Annotated in this window: 14 protein-coding genes; 5 read left to right on the top strand and 9 right to left on the bottom strand. The window is 34.9% G+C overall.

What is annotated here, in order from left to right:
• Window positions 1–76: 76 nt before the first annotated feature.
• Window positions 77–844: a sugar phosphate nucleotidyltransferase gene (locus Bccel_RS25590; protein ID WP_242853193.1), complete on the bottom strand. Its 768-nt coding sequence runs from the start codon at window positions 842–844 to the stop codon at window positions 77–79.
• A gap of 26 nt (window positions 845–870) precedes the next feature.
• Entirely contained in the window at window positions 871–2742 is a 1872-nt protein-coding gene (locus tag Bccel_RS25585) for a hypothetical protein (protein ID WP_036945016.1), read from the bottom strand.
• A 163-nt stretch (window positions 2743–2905) separates the two neighbouring features.
• On the opposite strand from Bccel_RS25585, the gene Bccel_RS25580 reads away from it, so the two are divergent.
• Window positions 2906–3595 carry a DUF1287 domain-containing protein gene (locus Bccel_RS25580; RefSeq protein ID WP_036945018.1) on the top strand — a complete coding sequence of 230 codons (690 nt, stop codon included), beginning with the start codon at window positions 2906–2908 and terminating at the stop codon, window positions 3593–3595.
• Between the two features lie 182 nt (window positions 3596–3777).
• Here Bccel_RS25580 and Bccel_RS25575 read toward each other — a convergent pair whose 3' ends face one another.
• Together Bccel_RS25575 and Bccel_RS25570 are read right to left on the bottom strand one after the other, a co-directional pair.
• Window positions 3778–4785, bottom strand: coding sequence for an AraC family transcriptional regulator (locus Bccel_RS25575; protein WP_036945019.1), 1008 nt, complete (start codon window positions 4783–4785; stop codon window positions 3778–3780).
• Window positions 4786–4803: 18 nt separating this feature from the next.
• Complete coding sequence (locus tag Bccel_RS25570) at window positions 4804–6969, bottom strand: DNA topoisomerase III (RefSeq protein ID WP_036945020.1); 2166 nt, start codon at window positions 6967–6969, stop codon at window positions 4804–4806.
• A gap of 140 nt (window positions 6970–7109) precedes the next feature.
• Between Bccel_RS25570 and Bccel_RS25565 the strand changes: the two genes are divergently transcribed.
• Window positions 7110–8171: a peptidylprolyl isomerase gene (locus tag Bccel_RS25565; protein WP_036945021.1), complete on the top strand. Its 1062-nt coding sequence runs from the start codon at window positions 7110–7112 to the stop codon at window positions 8169–8171.
• A 197-nt stretch (window positions 8172–8368) separates the two neighbouring features.
• Here Bccel_RS25565 and Bccel_RS25560 read toward each other — a convergent pair whose 3' ends face one another.
• Together Bccel_RS25560 and Bccel_RS25555 are read right to left on the bottom strand one after the other, a co-directional pair.
• Window positions 8369–10519 (bottom strand): substrate-binding domain-containing protein, encoded by a 2151-nt coding sequence (locus Bccel_RS25560; RefSeq protein ID WP_050753858.1) that lies wholly within the window; start codon window positions 10517–10519, stop codon window positions 8369–8371.
• 202 nt (window positions 10520–10721) lie between these two features.
• Complete coding sequence (locus Bccel_RS25555; protein WP_036945022.1) at window positions 10722–11609, bottom strand: phosphatidylserine decarboxylase; 888 nt, start codon at window positions 11607–11609, stop codon at window positions 10722–10724.
• Window positions 11610–11813: 204 nt separating this feature from the next.
• Between Bccel_RS25555 and Bccel_RS25550 the strand changes: the two genes are divergently transcribed.
• Window positions 11814–12548 (top strand): LytR/AlgR family response regulator transcription factor, encoded by a 735-nt coding sequence (locus Bccel_RS25550; RefSeq protein WP_036945023.1) that lies wholly within the window; start codon window positions 11814–11816, stop codon window positions 12546–12548.
• Here the strand turns inward: Bccel_RS25550 and Bccel_RS25545 are convergent.
• Complete coding sequence (locus Bccel_RS25545; RefSeq protein WP_036945024.1) at window positions 12529–14040, bottom strand: hybrid sensor histidine kinase/response regulator; 1512 nt, start codon at window positions 14038–14040, stop codon at window positions 12529–12531. The genes Bccel_RS25550 and Bccel_RS25545 overlap by 20 nt on opposite strands.
• A gap of 274 nt (window positions 14041–14314) precedes the next feature.
• Here Bccel_RS25545 and Bccel_RS25540 point away from each other — a divergent pair, with 274 nt between their 5' ends.
• Window positions 14315–14929, top strand: a complete 615-nt coding sequence (locus tag Bccel_RS25540; RefSeq protein WP_050753857.1) for an accessory gene regulator ArgB-like protein — start codon at window positions 14315–14317, stop codon at window positions 14927–14929.
• A 44-nt stretch (window positions 14930–14973) separates the two neighbouring features.
• Complete coding sequence (locus Bccel_RS29880) at window positions 14974–15108, top strand: AgrD family cyclic lactone autoinducer peptide (protein ID WP_152966091.1); 135 nt, start codon at window positions 14974–14976, stop codon at window positions 15106–15108.
• 46 nt (window positions 15109–15154) lie between these two features.
• On the opposite strand, the gene Bccel_RS25535 is transcribed toward Bccel_RS29880, so the two are convergent.
• Together Bccel_RS25535 and Bccel_RS25530 are read right to left on the bottom strand one after the other, a co-directional pair.
• The gene (locus tag Bccel_RS25535; protein ID WP_036945026.1) at window positions 15155–16480 is read right to left on the bottom strand and encodes a sensor histidine kinase; all 1326 of its coding nucleotides are present in this window, start codon (window positions 16478–16480) and stop codon (window positions 15155–15157) included.
• A 255-nt stretch (window positions 16481–16735) separates the two neighbouring features.
• Window positions 16736–18082 carry an ATP-binding protein gene (locus Bccel_RS25530; protein ID WP_036945027.1) on the bottom strand — a complete coding sequence of 449 codons (1347 nt, stop codon included), beginning with the start codon at window positions 18080–18082 and terminating at the stop codon, window positions 16736–16738.
• Window positions 18083–18201: the final 119 nt, after the last annotated feature.

The raw sequence follows: 18201 nt of genomic DNA, 5'->3' as shown, positions 1-18201 counted from the left end.
CCAATGAATCCACTGGCCCCTGTAATTAATACTTTCTTTCCATTAAAAAATTCTTCTGCCATATTAACCTCCCTATCTATTCCCAATTAACCCATGGCCTTTTATTGTTCTTCCACATTTCATTTATAACTTCAAGGTCTTTTAGAGTATCAATGGGCTGCCAAAAACCATCATGTTGATAAACAGCAAGCTCCCTGTCCAAAACCAGCTGTCTTATAGGTTCATCCTCCCAAATACATTTTTCATCATCACTTATATAATCGAATACTCCCTTGTTTAAAACGAAGAAACCTGCATTTATCCATCTATCCATTATGGGTTTCTCCTCAAATTTTGTTACTACTCCTTCCTCCACATCCATAACACCATATCCCGACCTGGGTCTTATACCTGTAACAGTTGCAATCTTCCCCTTTTGCTTGTGGAATTCATAAAGTGCATCAATGTTAACATCAGATACACCGTCACCGTAAGTCAGCATGAACTCATCCTCTTGAATGTACTTTTGTATTCTTTTAATCCTTCCCCCGGTCATTGTTTCCAGCCCTGTATCCGCAAATATTATGTTCCAGCTTTCCTGTGAGTTCAAATTGCTTATTATTTTCACTCCGCTTTTATTGGTTTTCAAGCGAAAATCATTGTTTCTCCAATCCATATTTACAAAATAATCTTTTATCGCTTCCTGTTTAAAACCCAGGCAAAGCACGAATTCATGAATTTTAAACTGCTTATAGAACTTCATAATATGCCATAGTATTGGCATACCCCCAACTTTTGCCAAAGGCTTTGATGTAATACCCGAATCATACCCCATTCTGAGACCTTTTCCACCACATAGAATCACAGCCTTCAATTAAATCCCTCCAAGCCTTATTCCCTACCTATCCTAAAGTAGTTAATAAACTTATTTGAACCGGTATCTTTTAAAATGTTCTGATAAAATTCATTGTCTAAAACCTTTACAAATTCAATAACTTTTTTAATTTGCCTTACATATCTTTTATAAATAAGCCTAACTGCTTTTTCAGGAATTTGCTTCCTTCCGCACAGCTCATACTCCCACTCATTGAAGATATTAAACCCACTGTAATGGTACACAACAAGTTCATAATTGTTGCAATACACACATTTTTTGTTTTCGGTAACTTCAAGCCGCTTTATGTTCCAGGGACCTGGATTGATTCCCCGGTTCTCTGTAATCTTGATATTTGGGAACATCTTAGGCCAATAATCCAGGTATTTTTGATCAGACCACCGATCTTCCTCGATCTTGTTATAACACCATTTAATACACTGAATTTTCCACCAGCAAATACATTTAAATGCAGTTTTATCCCTCTTAAAGCCTATAAGCCCTGCAGAGTAGCTGCCAAACATTTTTTCCGATTTTGAATTCATCCAAAGCTTGCTTATAAATATGGAACTATTACCCCACTCTTCATAAACCCCTCTGACATCTTTAAAGAAAAACAAATCGGCATCGCAATAAAGAATTGAATCAAGGTTATAGTTATTTTTTAAAACAAATTGTATGAAAGGTGCCTTCAAGGTCCAGCAATACTCGTTTGTTTTTCTCTCCATTCTGATTTTATAAAGCTTCCTGCCTTCAAAGTTCTTAAGCCTTAGTAAAGTTGTATTTTCTAGATTTATTTTTTTCATGAAGTTAAATGACATATCGTCTATACATAAAATCCAAAGATGGAACTTTGGAGTATTCTTACTAAGCGATATGTATAGGGCCAGGCCTTTTACCAGATAGTCCTTGCTCAATATGGTACATATATGGCAGGTATCTTTGTCATAGGCTTCATTTAAGTTAAGGTTGAAATAATTTCTCATAAAATAATCATTCATGGATTTAGGCACATAAAAACCCTTACAAACCTTTCCAATAAGCCTCATAACTTCATTGGAAGCCTTAATATAAGGAAGATACAGCCATTTTATTACATTATCTGTAAATTTCATCTTATAACTACACAGGTCAAACTCATTTCCATCAAAGTACTTGAATCCATAATAGTGGTATAAAATAAGCTTTTCACCATTTACAAAAATTTCATTATTGTGTTTTTGAACCGTGCAGCCGCCTATTATATAGGGTGTTACATTTACCCCCATATTTTTAATTACTCCGATGTTTTGGAACCTTTGAAGCCAATCATTAACATAAACCTGATCACTCCATAGTCCATTTTCCCATTTATCATAACACCATTCCAAAAGTCTTGCCCTGAACCACTCAAGGCACTCAATACCGGCCTTATCCCTTTTAAATCCCATAAACCCGGTATTGTAAAAACCGTTTGTTATGCCCATCCTTCTATGAGGCTTTCTCCATCTTTCCTCAGTCAGCATTATGGAAAAGTTTCCCCACTCATCGAAAATGGGATCTGGGTCTGAACAAAATAATGTATCGCCATCTAACCATGTAATATGATCAGCTTCTTCATAATTACTGAGAATATATAAACATACCGATGCCTTTGAAGTCCAGGCATACTCCTTGTCACTGCGAGTTCTTTTAACCTTAATAAGCTCCTTGTCATACTCTTCTATTTCTTTTAACGTTATTAGTGTTGCATGTGTCAAATCCATTTTTTCCAACAGATTCTTAACATCATCATGCATGCATATGATAAAGTAATGAAAATCCTTATCCCAGCGTTCCATTGAGTAGTACAGCAGAAGTCCTTTATAGACATAATCTCTGCTGAATGTAGAACAATAATAATGTCTCACTCTCGTCGCTACCCCTTTAATATATTTTTTACTATCAATATATTCACCTGATTAAGAATGAGCTACATAATAACTTGACAAAAGTAAAAGTATTTATTATAAAATAGATATTACTGCAATAACAAAATTACCATGAAAACTATTTTGGGAGTATTAGGTAGATATGAAAAAAGTAATAATTATAGCAACAATACTATGTGCATTACTGGCAGCCGGTATTACTGTTTTCAGTTATTATCGGTACCAAAACCCTTTTTATTATATAAAAGGCTCCATAGCTGTTGAGAATATTAATTTTAATAAAGATAAGGATTGTGATGGAGTTAGTGACCCTGATGATATAGTTGAGGGAGCAAGAAAGGAAATTGCCAATAAAACCAGGTATAAAGACGGATACTTTGACGGAGGCTATCCTCCACAGAGTGAGGGTGTCTGTACTGATGTAATTTGGAGATCCCTTAAAAATGCTGGCTATAACCTTAAGACACTTATGGATAATGATATAGCCAAAAACTTAAAAGATTACGCTGATAGGATTGATAAGCCTGATCCGAATATTGATTTCAGGCGGGTTAAAAATCAATTGGTGTTTTTGGAAAAACATGCAAAGAGCCTTACTATTGAGGTAATCCCCTATGACAAAGATAATTTGTCCAAATGGCAAAGAGGGGACATAGTTATACTAAAAACCCCAACAACAGATCATGTGGCAATAATATCCGATAAGCGAAGAAGAGATGGCGTACCTTACATATTGCACAACGCAAGCACATATGCCATGGAAGAAAACCTGCTTCTTAAGTGGTACAAAAAGAAATATATAATAGGGCATTTCAGATTTCCCAAGAATTGATTAGGCATGATGAAAATATAACTTCCCGTATAACTTCACTTTCTAAGTTAACTTAACTCGTGAACACACGCTCAAAACGGGAAGTAATATTTCAATCATGCCCTTAATAAAAAAACTGCTCCCTACTAATACAAACCAAGTAAGAAGCAGTCTTGCACACATTTCCTATTATACCTTATTCATTAGAATGGTTTAACAGGAACATATATATCTACAATATGCAGATTCTCAGGGTGCTGGTTTGGGTCATTTAAATATAATTCAAAGCAGGAACCGTCATCAGGTTGGTAACCACTTCTAGGAAGCCAATCTCCATATATGGCATTCCATGCCTCCTGAAATTGATCCGACTTTATTTCAAAATGACCTATTGCATATTTGCCGGCAGAAATTTTCATCTTTCCGATTTCACCGTCAACCTGAGTATCTTCGGGGGCCGTCATACACACACTGATTCTCAAATTGTTTTCATCAGTTATATCCGGATTGTCATGGTATACTGTGAGCGTCTTGGTTTCAGGGAAATCCATAAGACCTCTTGCTCTTGACCATTTAAACAGTTTTTCAAACAGCCTGTCGAATATAGCCGGGTTTCCCTTGTAAGGGCCTGTGTTTCTGACATACACAACGCATAATTCCGGTATGTCTTTTACTTCTACATTAAATTTGATATTTGACATATCTTTTTCCCTCCAATAAAGTTTTTTGGCTGCAGCATCTTTATTGTAAGGAATTTCTTGAACATTTTCTTTTCCCAAATTGCTTTCCTCTTTGCTGAAATTGCTATTGGCTTTGCAGGAATTGCTTTCCACTTTGCAATTCTTGCTATTGTAAACACCAGGATTTTTTCTCCACTCACCGGCACTTACTTTGAAATACTTCTTAAATGCCCTTGCAAATGAGGCCTGGTTTGTAAAACCACACTCAAAAGCTACTTCTGTTATGGACTTTTTAGGGTTTGCAATGAGAGTATACGCAGACTTTTCCAGACGAATTCGCTGGATATGCTGGTAAAGTGATTCTCCTGTCATTGCACTAAAAATTCTGTGAAAATGGTACGGTGAAAAGTTAGCAACCTCAGCAAGCTTTATAACAGTCAGTTCTTCTTCAATATTAGCTTCTATATAATCCTGAACCTTGTTAATCCTTGATTTATATTCCTCATGAAGAAAGTTGATTTTATTGTCCATTTTTTCACCCCATGAAGCCTACTTTTTAAACTTTGCCAATGCGTCTGCCAAAGCCGAATTGATGCTTTCGGACTTGTTCTGTGTACTTAGTATCCTGCTAACCTCTTTCTTATTTACTTCATTCTTCTTTCTCTCTGTAAAATCAGAAATCCTCTCCCTGTATCCGCAAGCACAATAAAATGATTTCTTTTCATCTTCTCCCCTTATTTCCATCTTCTTATGGCACTCAGGGCACCTTGCGTTGGAAACCTGGGATATGGATTTTCTAAAGCCACATTCCCTGTCGGAACATATAAGCATCTTTCCTTTTTTACCTTTAACATCTAATAGATACTTGCCGCATTCAGGGCACCTTTCCCTTGTCATGTTGTCATGGGTGTATGCTGCAGAACTGGTAACACAATCTCTAACCAGCTTTGTTGCATAGTTTTTCATGTCTTTGATAAACATATCAGGGTTGGCTTTTCCCTTACTTATATGTGATAACTGAAGCTCCCATTTTGCAGTGAGCTCTGGCGATTTTAGATCTTGTGGAACCAGGCCTATAAGCTGAATACCCTTTGAAGTAGGAAAAATTTCCTTTCCCCTTTTCTCTACATAAAAGGAGCTGAATAATTTTTCAATAATATCTGCTCTTGTTGCCGGAGTACCAAGGCCTGAGGTATTTTCCAACGCTTCTCTCAAAGTCTTGTTGTCAACAAACTTGCCCGGACTTTCCATTGCAGAAAGAAGTGTCGCTTCATTATATCTAGCCGGCGGCTTTGTTTTGCCATTAATTGTTCTTACAGCTAAAATCTTAAGGCTTTCATTCTTTTTAATATCCGGAAGGGATTGGTCCTTATCCTCATCCTCTTCATTATCATCATAAACACTTCCATCATATATGGACTTCCAGCCCTTTGATTTTACAATTTTCCCCTTTGCATAAAGGGTCTCTCCCTGAACATCCGCTTTTATAGTGGTCTGCTCATACTCAAAGGAAGGATTTAGCACTGCTATAAACCGCTTTGCCACCAGGTCGAAAATGTTTCTCTCCTCGGCATTTAATGCACTTAAGTTTACATATTGTTCTGTAGGAATTATTGCATGGTGATCTGTTACCTTGCTGTTGTCTGCAAACCTTTTTGTTACAACTATCTTATTCCTCATTATCTGACGTACATGCTCCACATATGGTCCTACTGCGATGCTTTTGAGCCTGTCGGTTAATGTAGGAACGATATCGTCAGTTATATATCTCGAATCGGTTCTTGGATATGTTACAACCTTATGCATTTCATATAATCTCTGCATAATTGATAATGTTTGCTTTGCTGAATATCCAAACCTCCTGTTGGCATCCCTCTGAAGCTCGGTAAGGTCGTATGCAAGAGGCGGTGGCTCTTTCTTAGCTTCCTTTCTTATATCAACTACAGTTGCCATTTTATTAGTCAGTTTGGCCGCTATGGCATCAGCTTTAGACTTGTCAAATATCCTCGTCTGCCCTGAAGCCTTATCCTGCCACCTTAAATAAAATCCATTCACCTTGGCTTCAATGGTCCAGTAGTCCTTGGGAACGAACCTGTTTATTTCGTTTTCCCTTTCTACAATCATAGCCAAAGTAGGTGTCTGAACCCTTCCCGCCGAAAGTTGTGCATTATATTTACATGTAAGTGCCCTCGTAATATTAAGACCCACCAGCCAATCCGCCTCAGCCCTGCATTGAGCCGACCTATAGAGGTTGTCATACTCCCTTGACGGCTTTAGGTTGTTAAACCCGTCTCTTATGGATTTGTCTGTCTGTGATGATATCCAGAGCCTTTTTATTGGCTTTTTAAAGCCTGACTTCTTTATTATCCACCTTGCTACCAGTTCTCCTTCACGTCCCGCATCAGTGGCAATAACAAGCTCATCAATATCTTCTCTTCTTAAAAGCTCCTTAACCACTTTAAACTGTTTTGCAGTCTCCTTTATAACTACAAGCTCCATTCTGTCAGGCAACATGGGCAAATCCTCCAGCTTCCATGCCTTATACCTGTCACTATACACCTCAGGATCTGCAAGGGTCACAAGATGACCCAATGCCCATGTTACAATATATTTTGAACCGGAAATGTATCCGTTGCCATTTTGATTGCAATTTAAAACCTTGGCAATATCCCTGCCCACCGAAGGTTTTTCTGTTAAAACCAGAATCCGTCCCATTTACTTGTCAATCTCCTTTAGCCTTAAAGTTATAGAAATTATGTTCTTTACATGTTATCATATTATTAGGAATTTTTATAGTATGAAAATCATCTGTGTATAAATTATGAAGTAAAGTACCAAAGAAAGGAAAGAGAAAAATGGTTTTTAAAAAAGTTATACTATTAATTATGTCATTATCAATAATTGCAGGTGCCGTAGGATGTTCATCAGACAAATCAAACAGCACAACCACACCTGATACTAGCGAGATAGCAGCTACAATCGGCAGCGAAAGAGTGACCAAAGATGAATTTATATTTTATTTAAAAAACGCCAAGCGAGATATGGAGAAGCTAACCGGAATCTATGGCAAAGAAGAATCTGTGATAAAAAATTTCTGGAAAACCAAAGTCGCGGGTAATGATCCTGTGGCAGTTGCCAAGGAAAAAAGCCTCACTTCAATACAAGAACTAAAAATACTTCTGGCTCAGGCTAAATCTCAAAATCTCCAATTGGACCAGCAAAGTCTGGATAAAATCAAAGCACACATGGACGGAATAGTCAAGGAAAATGGACAAGGTGACCAAAAAAAGGCAGAAAAATATACGCAGAATACATATGGGGTCAGCTTTAGCCAGTATGAAGCCATATACAAGGAATATGTTCTGGCATATGAAATATTTGTAGATAAATTTAAAAAAGACTTAAATGTATCCGACAAGGATATAAATGATTATTACAATAAGCACAAGGAAACTTATGACAGGGTTGTTTCCAAGCACATTCTTATAAAAACCACAGACAAGGAAGATAAAGAATTACCTAAAGAACAGTTGGATCAAAAGAAAAAACTGGCAGAGGAAATACTGGGCAAGGCAAAAAGCGGAACTGACTTTGATAGTCTGGTAAAGCAGTATTCGGAAGACACGGGTTCAAAGGATAAGGGTGGAGAAGTTATCGCTGCCAAAGGAATTGCAACCAAAGAATATGATGAATGGATTTTTAGTGCAAAGGATGGCGATATAGGCCTTGTAAAAACCAAATTTGGTTATCATGTAATCAAGTACATTAAAAGATTATCCCTTGATGATGTTCGTTCAGAAATAAAAACAGATATTGAAACTGAAAAATATGACCAACAGAAAGACATATGGCTTAAGGACTCAGCTTATGCAGTAAAACCCAACCATAAGCTTATAGATTCAATAAGTGTTCTGTAAAAAATCATCAAGTGTTTTTTACCCTGATGTTGTCATGAGAAATTAAAATTCAAATAAAAATGGAAGGTCCACTTAAGACCTTCCATTTAACTTTATATCACACCAATCCCAGCATGCTATGCATATTTTGCCCTTCTTTATATATAACAAATCGATACTTTGCAGTTTGGTCTCTAAAGTCCAAATTATCAAAATAATTACTCATTTGCAATCAATGACAATGGAAGGTAAATTTTGAAGCTTGTGCCTTTATTGTACTCACTTTCACATTCTATAGTTCCACGAAACTTTTGCTTTATTATATTGTTTACCGTATACAGGCCCAGTCCTAAGCCATCGTTGTTGTTTTTAGTTGTAAAAAACGGTTCAAATATTTTACCAAATGTTTCACTTTCTATCCCTCTTCCATCATCCTTATATTCCAAAACCAGGCTTTTTTCTTGCTTTTCAAACGCAATTGATATTTCACCTTTATTACCTTCATCATAGCCATGTGTTATTGAATTTAGAATTAGATTTGTAAATACCCGGTATAAATCTCCAGGATTGCACATAAGGTAAAGTTCTTCAGGGCACTCTACATTAATTGTTATATTATGATTTCTTGATTTTACATCAATGCTTAATATTACATCGTTTATACATTCTTTAACATTAAAAACTCTTGTTTCGTCAATTGTATTATCCACTGCAATCTGCTTAAATCTTTTGATAAGGTCAGATGCCTTCTGTAAATTTGCAAAAAGTGTTTTTACCAACTCATCGTTTTCTTTCAGCATCTCTGCTAGTTCAGGCTTTGTAAGCTTGTTTGTATCAAATAGCTCCTTCAACTTAAGTACATTTTTTTTCAGATACTCTGTAGCAGCAGCACCTTCACCTATAGGTTTATTAATCTCATGAGCAATGCCTGATACCAAACGTCCTAAAGATACGAGTTTTTCGGATTCTATAAGCTGTTCCTGGGTTTTTTTAAGAGATTCCAATGTTTCCTTTAAATCTGTCATTACCAAATTTCTATCTATTGCTATTCCAAGTAGGTTATACATCAACATATGAATATCATGTACAAATAGAGTAGTTTCTTCATGAATTTTAGTTACATATGCCATAATTCCTATATTCTTTTTCTCCGTGGATATTGGTACCACAAGTATTACATCGTTTTTGCCCAATTCATAATCCGGCATGCATTCTAAAGGCGGAAAATTTTCCAAATCACACTCTATTTTTTTATCCTCATTTATTTTTCTAATATTATCAACAACTGTCTGGGTAACTATTTTATATTTGGATTCTTTTCCATCCTTAAACAGACCGAAACAAAACCAGGTATACTCATCGGTTATTTGTGGAATAAGATTTATTATATCACTAATGTTCAACTCAAATAGCTTTGTACCAAGATCGGAATTTTTATATAAAACCTCTTCAAGTCTTTCTACCATGGAGCTTTTCTTTTCCATAATCTCAGTTGTTATATAATCTTCTGCTGAGTTTCCTTTATATTTACAGCCGCAAGACTCTCTTATGATCAGCTCTGATTTTACCAATATTTCTTTACCCACATTCTCCCCTTTTATGCGTCCAATTACAGCTCTTCCTGCTTCTCTGCCAATTTCAAAAGTATTCTGATTCATACTACTTAAAGTAGGTATATACATTTTGCCGCTGTCCGAATTATCATAACCTATAACTGCTATATCTTCCGGAACATTAATATTGCCTTCCTTTAATCCCTCTATCACTCCCATTGCCAAGTAATCATTTGCAGCAAATATGGCTGAAAAATCTATTCCCCTCTTAATCATTTTTGCAGCAACTTCTTTTCCATACTCAGGCATAGGACTGGCAACATTATAGACAATACCTTCATCGTAAAAACCATGTCCTTCAAGTATTTTTTTGTATCCAGCATGCCTTTCTACCATATCATATACTATACCTGCACCTATATAAGCTATTCTCTTATGCCCATGGGCCAGCAAATGCTCAGTAATCTGCTTTCCACCATTATAGCTGTCATCACGCACAGAAGTATTGTTATAATATTTGGACCTATGTCCTACAAAGACAAAAGGTTTCCCAGTATTAAGAATCTTATTGGCGTATTCCTCTTTCAAGCTTAAAGTGAGAATTATCCATCCATCTATGTGGTTAACTGAAAATGAATAATAATCTTCATCATCTTTCGCATCCATTCTGAATTTATCCAGCATATATGTATTGAATATAAAAAGTCTTCCTTCTTCTTGTTTTATTATACTTTGTATGCCCTTTAGCAAAGATCCGAAATAAAAATTCTCAGTATATACGGTAATTACCCCTATATTGCAACGCTTTTTATCCATAAATACTTTATCCTTTCATAGCATACCGAAAGCAAGGGAATATGGACATTCGTATACTATTGACCACATAAAATCTTATTGTATTTATCGGATAAATTCCATATTTCTTTATAAGATAAATACGATACAATAAATACCGAACTATAAAACTAGTTATACTAACTTTACAGTTCGGAATCTATAATCATAGCAAGGTATTACCTTATTTTTTACTTCCTATTACCTCCCCAGCCAACACCCTTGTTTCAAACCCCGCTTCGGTTTGTTCAAGTATTTCATCATCAATATTGGCCGCACCTTTTTCCAGCAACATAATAAGGGTTGATCCTCCAAATTTGAAGTAACCTTTTTCATCACCCCTTAAGACTCGCTGGTCAGGAATATATGTCTGAATAATTGATCCAACTGATGTTGCACCTACCTCTATATACAATACATCACCGAAGTTATCCGATTTAAACACACTGTACTCCCTTTTATTCTGGCAGTACAAACGGGCAACCTGTCTTAAAGCCGCAGGATTTACCGAATAGTAATGGCCCTTTATTTTAACAGTCTTACTGCAAGTCCCTCCATCTATAAAATGAAACCTGTGGTAATCCAAAGGACAAAGCCTTAGTATAACAAGGATTCCCCCTTCATACCTTGAAGCAAGGCTGTCATCTCTCAATAAATCCCTAAGAGAATAGGAAATGCCCTTTACCTGAACAAGTTTATTTATTTCGATATCCTTCCATGCGTACATCCTGCCATCCCCCGGCGAAAGTAGCTTACCCGGCTCATTATCGTAAGGACGCATATGAGGTTTCATTTTTCTAATAAAAAACTCGTTAAAAGTTTGAAAGCTTCCGACTTCATCCTGACATTCCGAAACATCTATATTATAGCTGTTAATAAACTTTTTGATAAGCCCGGCACTTTTTCTGCTGTCACAAAAAACACCTGATACATATGAATAAAACTTCCTCTTTACTAAAAGCTCCAAACCCATCTTTCCTGGAACAGTACCATAAAGAGCATTTAAAAATTTACCTCCTGCAACATTTTCAACTTCATACCCTTTTGTGCGTCTGTTGTAGACCTTTATCATTATAGTTTTCTCCCTAATAAGCAATATTGGTGTTACAAATAATAATATAGCTTTTATTAGAGTATATTTCAATAAAATAAAATATGCTTATATTCTTAACATATTTATGTTAATTTTTTTACTGAATAGACCGATAGAAAAGTTAATATAATACTAATTAAAAATGTTTCTAACAGTTTTTATTAAGCTAGGAGGGGATATTATATGTTTAGAATTGTAGTTTGCGATGATAACCTGGTAATCCTTGAAAAAACAACCAGAGCTATAGAAAAGATAATGACAGATAATAATATTTCCGGTGAGATAGTTTGTAAGGCTTCAAACACAGGTGCAGTTGATGACTATCTTAAAGATCATTCTGCAAATTTATTTTTCATTGATATTGATCTCAAATCCTCTGAAAATGGATATGAACTGGCTAGGCGGATAAGAGAGGCTGATTGCCTTGCTTATATAGTTTTTATAACAGGACATTTTGAATATGCATTACAAGCTTTTAAGGTAAAAGCATTTGATTTCCTCACAAAGCCGGTTGTTTTTGAAGTCCTTGAACAATGCCTTTTAAGGATTGAAAAGGATTACAAATCCATTCTAAATCAAGGCGGTTATGATGATAAGTTCATTCATATTAAGGCTGAAAGCTGTATTTTTAAGGTAAAGCTTAAGGATATTATTTATATTGCGAAGTCAGGTTTTAAAGTTAATATTTATACTGCTAATGACCAGATATCATGCTATGATTCTTTAGAAAGGTTTAGCTCCATTCTAAATGACCAGAGTTTTATCCGCTGTCATAAGTCTTTTATTGCCAATGCATCCTATATTTCCAAGATTGATTTCAAGAGTAAAGAATTACATTTTATTACAGGGCATAAATGCTATATAGGCGATAAATATAAGGATTACCTTAGGACTGAGACTAAATACATATGTATTTGATACTCGGTGCAAACAGCTTATATTTAAGGGACACTTCGAAAACTGTTCCAGCACCTTCTTTGCTGCTAACATTAATGGAGCCTCCGAGAAACTCAACAATCTTTTTGGCAAGAGCAAGACCAAGTCCCATTCCACCATATTTTCTGGTGGTTGAATTATCCGCCTGATTAAACAAATCAAAAATTTCATTAATTTTATTTTGTGGGATTCCAATGCCTGTATCATGAACAAAAAAGCCTAGTTGAACCGAAGCATCATACATCTGTATTTTTTTAACTGATAAATTGATTTTCCCCTTTTCGGTAAACTTAACTGCATTATCGATTAGGCATTCCAGCACCTTAGCCAGCAAATCATTGTCACCGATAATACTTTTAGGTACATCATCCAATATGTCATAATAAATATTAAGGCCCTTATTTTTTGCTTCAGGAATATAAGCATCAATAGTCCTTTTTATTACATCTTCGAGGTTAAACTCTACTTCATTAAAATCGGTGTTATCTGAATCAACCTCGGTGAAGTCGAATATTCTATTTACAACTTTTATTAGAGAATAGGTTGATTTACAGGCAGTATCAACGTACTCTCTCTGGTCCTCATTTAGCTTGGAAATCTTCATCAGTTGAAGCATCCCTAATATACCGTTTATTGGGGTTCTGATTTCATGGCTTATATTGGACAGTATTTGGCTCTTAACTCTAGCAGAAACCTCAGCTATTTCCCTTGATCTTCTAAGTTGTATTTCAGTAAGCTTAAGATTTGTAATATCACGTGTTATACCAATAATACCAAAATCAGCACCATTTTCATCTTTTACAAGCGACTTTGAGTGCAATACAGGGAAATGATATCCTGACTTATGTCTGTGCATACATTCCTTGTTAAATTCACTTTTGCATATTCTACAATTTTTCAGACCGACACTTATGGTATTACTGCAACCGTTGCACAGTTTACCTGTGTATTCGCCTAAAATTTCATCCTTTTGATAACCGTAAACTTTGCTGAAGGCATTATTTACAAAAGCCAATTTACCATTAAGGTCTGAAATATATATACTATCTTCTACATTCATAACTGCATGTGAGAGGCTAATAAGATTTTGTCGTGACTTAAACAAATCAATGGCTTTATTAATTACAACCGGCAATATTTTAAGATAGTTGCCGTTTTCATCCTTTATTATATAGTTATATGCACCTATTTCTATCGCCCTTACAGATATTTCTATACCCTCTGGTTTTGTTAGGACAATCAGAGGTGGAACATTTTCTAAACGCATGAAATCAAGGACAGTTCCATCACTCAATACATCAGTAGATACTATGATATCAATGTGCTTTTTACTTAATATATGTCTTGCACTGTTAATACTATCGGTTATTTCACATTCATATGGAAGCTTTTGATCTAAACAGTTTTTTTTAAAGGTATTTTGATCATCAATATTGTTATCTACTAATAATACTTTGAACTGAGAATTGTACATATCAATACCTCCTGAAGTGATGATAAAGATAGCTTATGGCATGTATTTATATTATACAGCATTTAATAATAATTAATACTAGTATAATATAAAAGGATGTTTTTATATTATGAAAACCCATAATAAATTTTTATATAATGAAAAAGGCCTTTCATAGAATTTCCATTTAAATTTTATAAAGATTAGTTTAATGTATAATTTATATAAATTAAATTATATAAATCAAATGTTTTAAAATAATATTTCATACTGGTAAAACTATTGCATAGGGGTGATGGTTATCATAGACATATTGAGCATTAAGATTACCAATTTAATCAAAAGTAGTATGGATGGAATTGACGAGGAAAAAGAAGAAGTTTTAAAGTATGGACTGGATATAATTATTTATAACACCTTCTTGTTGGCTTTTTTCTTCATGTCAGCCCTAATACTAGGAGTTTTAAAACCTGTAGTAATTTCCCTTATCGTATATGGCTCTTTAAGAATTGCTGCAGGGGGAGCACATGCCAAAACAAGGACTTTATGTTTTATAATATCAGTAATTACTTTTTATGGTCCAGTACTAATATCGAAATTTTTCTTAATTAATTCCTTAATACCATCAGTGATTATTTTTATTATGAATATATTAGCTATAATAGTATATGCTCCGGCTGACACATTGGAAAAGCCAATAATAAGTAAAAAGCTAAGACTTTATCAAAAGCTGTCCTCATTTGTTATCGCAATAATAATATTTCTTATATCTTTGAGAGTTTACAATATTGATAAAGTTATATATAATGTTATACTTTTTTCCATTATTCCCTTTCTATTATTACTGTCCCCCTTGGGATATAAGCTTCTTGGCTGTTTGCCGGGAAGAGGAGAATTGGGTAAATCCTAAGTATATTTTGACTATAACTTTTTAAACGAAGGGAGGTGATATGTATGCGTAAGAAGCTGTTATTTATGGTATCTATAACAGTTGCTGCCTTGGCAATGTTTATGGCATCAATTTCCACTTATGCAAGTATTCCTTGGTCAGCGTATCAGCCAAAAGCTCCAAAGTCATTAATAAAGTGATATGTTTGTAAAATTCAAGTAAGTTTAGGGCCCAAACTTCTTTGAATCATATTATTTCGATTCTCTGATTAAATAAATTGCCTGATATATTTGTTGTTAGTTTTGCATTTTGATGATTTTTGGCAATGATCCTATTCAGTTCCCATAACCCAAAACCTTTATGCACTCCCTTTGTTGAGAAACCTTTTTCAAAGATTTTTTCTATATCTGGGTTGCCGGTAAACGAATTACTGATTTCTATTATCAATGAGTTTGAAGAATGGTCTTCCTTTACCATGAATTCTACATACTTTTTATCGGATTCTATCGCTGCTTCTAATGCATTGTCCAACAATATACCCAGCATCTTGCATAAATCCAAAACATTGATATTGTGTGGATCTATTTTTGAAAAAACACGAATATTGAAGTTTATATTTTTAACCTGTGAATATGACAACTTTGAAAGAAGAAGGCCATAAATTGCAGGATTATCTTTTACATATGAATTTAGCGGTTCCATATTGTTCATTGTTCTTGCCTCATTCTGTATCTGAGATACATATGTTCTAAGGCCTTTAATATCATCTACGTAAAGATAACCTTGAATACAGGAAATAATATTATTAAATTCATGTTTAAATCCCCTAAGATTATCGGTAAGATCGTCCAAGGTTTTATTATAGAGCTTTTGAAACTCCAGCTCCTGTTTGGTCATTTCAAGTTCGCCGAATTTAATGGAGTTTTTGGTACTAAGAACCAGGAGAACAAAAGCTGAAGCAGCATTAAATAAAACCAGTTCACTGGGTATTTTTATTACAGTGGTTTCAAAAAACAGAATGTCAGGTACAATTATCATTGCAATAATAAAAATATTAAGAATTATTGAAATTTTTCGTTTCCTATAGATATCTGCAGGCATATATATTTTTATTTTGAAGTAATATATGACAAGAACCCCTAAAAAATCTATAAATGTGCCTAAAAGCCTCATTATAAATGAATTTAACGGCGAGGCGGCAAGCCATGTAAATAAGTCAAACCCTTGGAGTGATATCTTTAGTATAGCTATAACTAGATATTGCACAATGGTTGAAAGTAGAAAAACAACACATGTTCCTAATATTGAGTATAAAAATCTTAGATTAAGAATATACCTTATCAATAAAATCATGGATAAAAAATATATACCAACAAAAATCACTTCCGAATAGGCAGTTCTGGAAACAATTTGTATAGGTAATACATTTGCTGCGGTATTTAAAAAAGAAAATATTACAAGTCTCTCCCATGATAACTTCCTGTCAAATAGAATAAGTACAAAAGTCCCCAGCACAATACACTGTATAAACAATGAGGTAAAATTCAAAAAAAATGGATTTATACTTCCCATAATAGCCCCCTACATGAAGATTGAGAATTAGCCTCCGAAATGCTCTAGAGTAAGAATAACAGAACTTAAGAAATAACACAACACTTGTAATAAATTGGCGGATATAAGATTGAGCAATAGCCTTGCATTGCAAGTACACACTTTAAGGTAGATGCGTATCAAACATCAAGGACAGATTATTGGGTGTAGACCAATCTGCCCTTGTAAAAGTTGAATTTGTAAAACAAGCTATGCAGAAGTAATTTTTTATCATGACTAAGTTAACGAGCCGAGGCAACTAAATCCTTCAACCCAATCAATAAATTGCTGTGCAGTCCTTGGAGAACGACCGTTGTATAAAAGCTCCCACTTCATAGCTTCTTTGTGCAGCCATTCCTTATCTACATTCAATCCCCTACTCATTGCGAGGTTGTCTATAATATCCAAGTACCTTTTTTTGTCAGGCAAACTAAATGTTACGGTAATACCGAACCTGTCCGCCAAGGATAGTTTTTCCTGGATAGTGTCTCCTGCACGGATTTCATCATCGTTATTATTTGACATTAAGCCTACCCTATCACTGAACTTTTCCTTAATAAGATGCCTCCGGTTGGAAGTTGCATATATTACAACATTCCTGGATCTTATTGAAAGGCCACCTTCTAAAACTGCTTTTAATGCTGTATACTTTTCTTCGCTGTCCTCAAAGGCAAGATCATCAATAAATAGTATAAACTTTTGGGGCTTGTCCTTAACCATCCTGATTATCTCAGGAAGATCAGACAAACTTTGTTTTGGAACCTCAATTATCCTTAGTCCTTGATCGCTGTATTCATTGAGAAGTGCCTTGACCGTGGATGATTTGCCGGTTCCACGGTCTCCGTAAAGAAGTACATTGTTTGCCCTTAAGCCCTCCACGAAAAACCTTGTATTTTCTATCACTTCTTTTCGCTCAAGTTCGTATCCTACCAAATCCGATAACCTAACTGGATCAGGTGTTTCAACTCCTGTAAGCCCATGACCGTTCCGGCTGTTTTCCCAAACAAATCCCTTATACTCTGCGAATTTTCCTGAGCCCCTGACTCTGTAAAATTCTATCAGTGCTTCTAAAGAGTTTTGCCAGCTCTCTTGCGACATAAATAGTTCCATAATTTCATTGGTACTTTCATCCACCGGTATATGGGAAAAATCCCAATCAGGCAGCACCCTTACCAAATGCTTCTCAGACTCGTCATTACAGAGTGCCGATATAACATAGTCCTTAATATCCTTTGATGTTAGCTGGGATATTTTTTGAATACAGTCCAAATCATGTTCTACAGATTTTAATATATTAACATCTATTTTCCTTGTTACCTCCCTGCTGGCATAATCACTGAATGCATTCTCATCATAAATCATTCTCTTAAACACATAATAAACAAATGAATTAAAAGAATTATTTTTTGTCAGGATATGATAAAACTCACCATAGTAACCAGCAAAGGTAAGAGGATCAATGTCGTTGTTATCAATATATTTTACCAGCTTATTAAGGCTTGCAATAACTTCATCCTGTAATATACCTCTGTAAATAGTTATGGATCCTAAGCATATATTAGCTTCTTTAATTTTACTAAACATATCTCAAATACTCCTTATCAATTAGTCATATCACCAGGATAACCTTTTACGTTGCAGTAAGAAATTGTAGTGCAGTAAAAAGGCGGGGTCTGTAGTAGCCCGCCCTTTTATAATTTCAG

Source organism: Pseudobacteroides cellulosolvens ATCC 35603 = DSM 2933, from assembly GCF_001262605.1.
GTDB lineage: Bacteria > Bacillota > Clostridia > Acetivibrionales > DSM-2933 > Pseudobacteroides > Pseudobacteroides cellulosolvens.
Note: the sequence above shows the minus strand (reverse complement) of the source record. Positions and strands in the feature narration are given on the sequence as shown.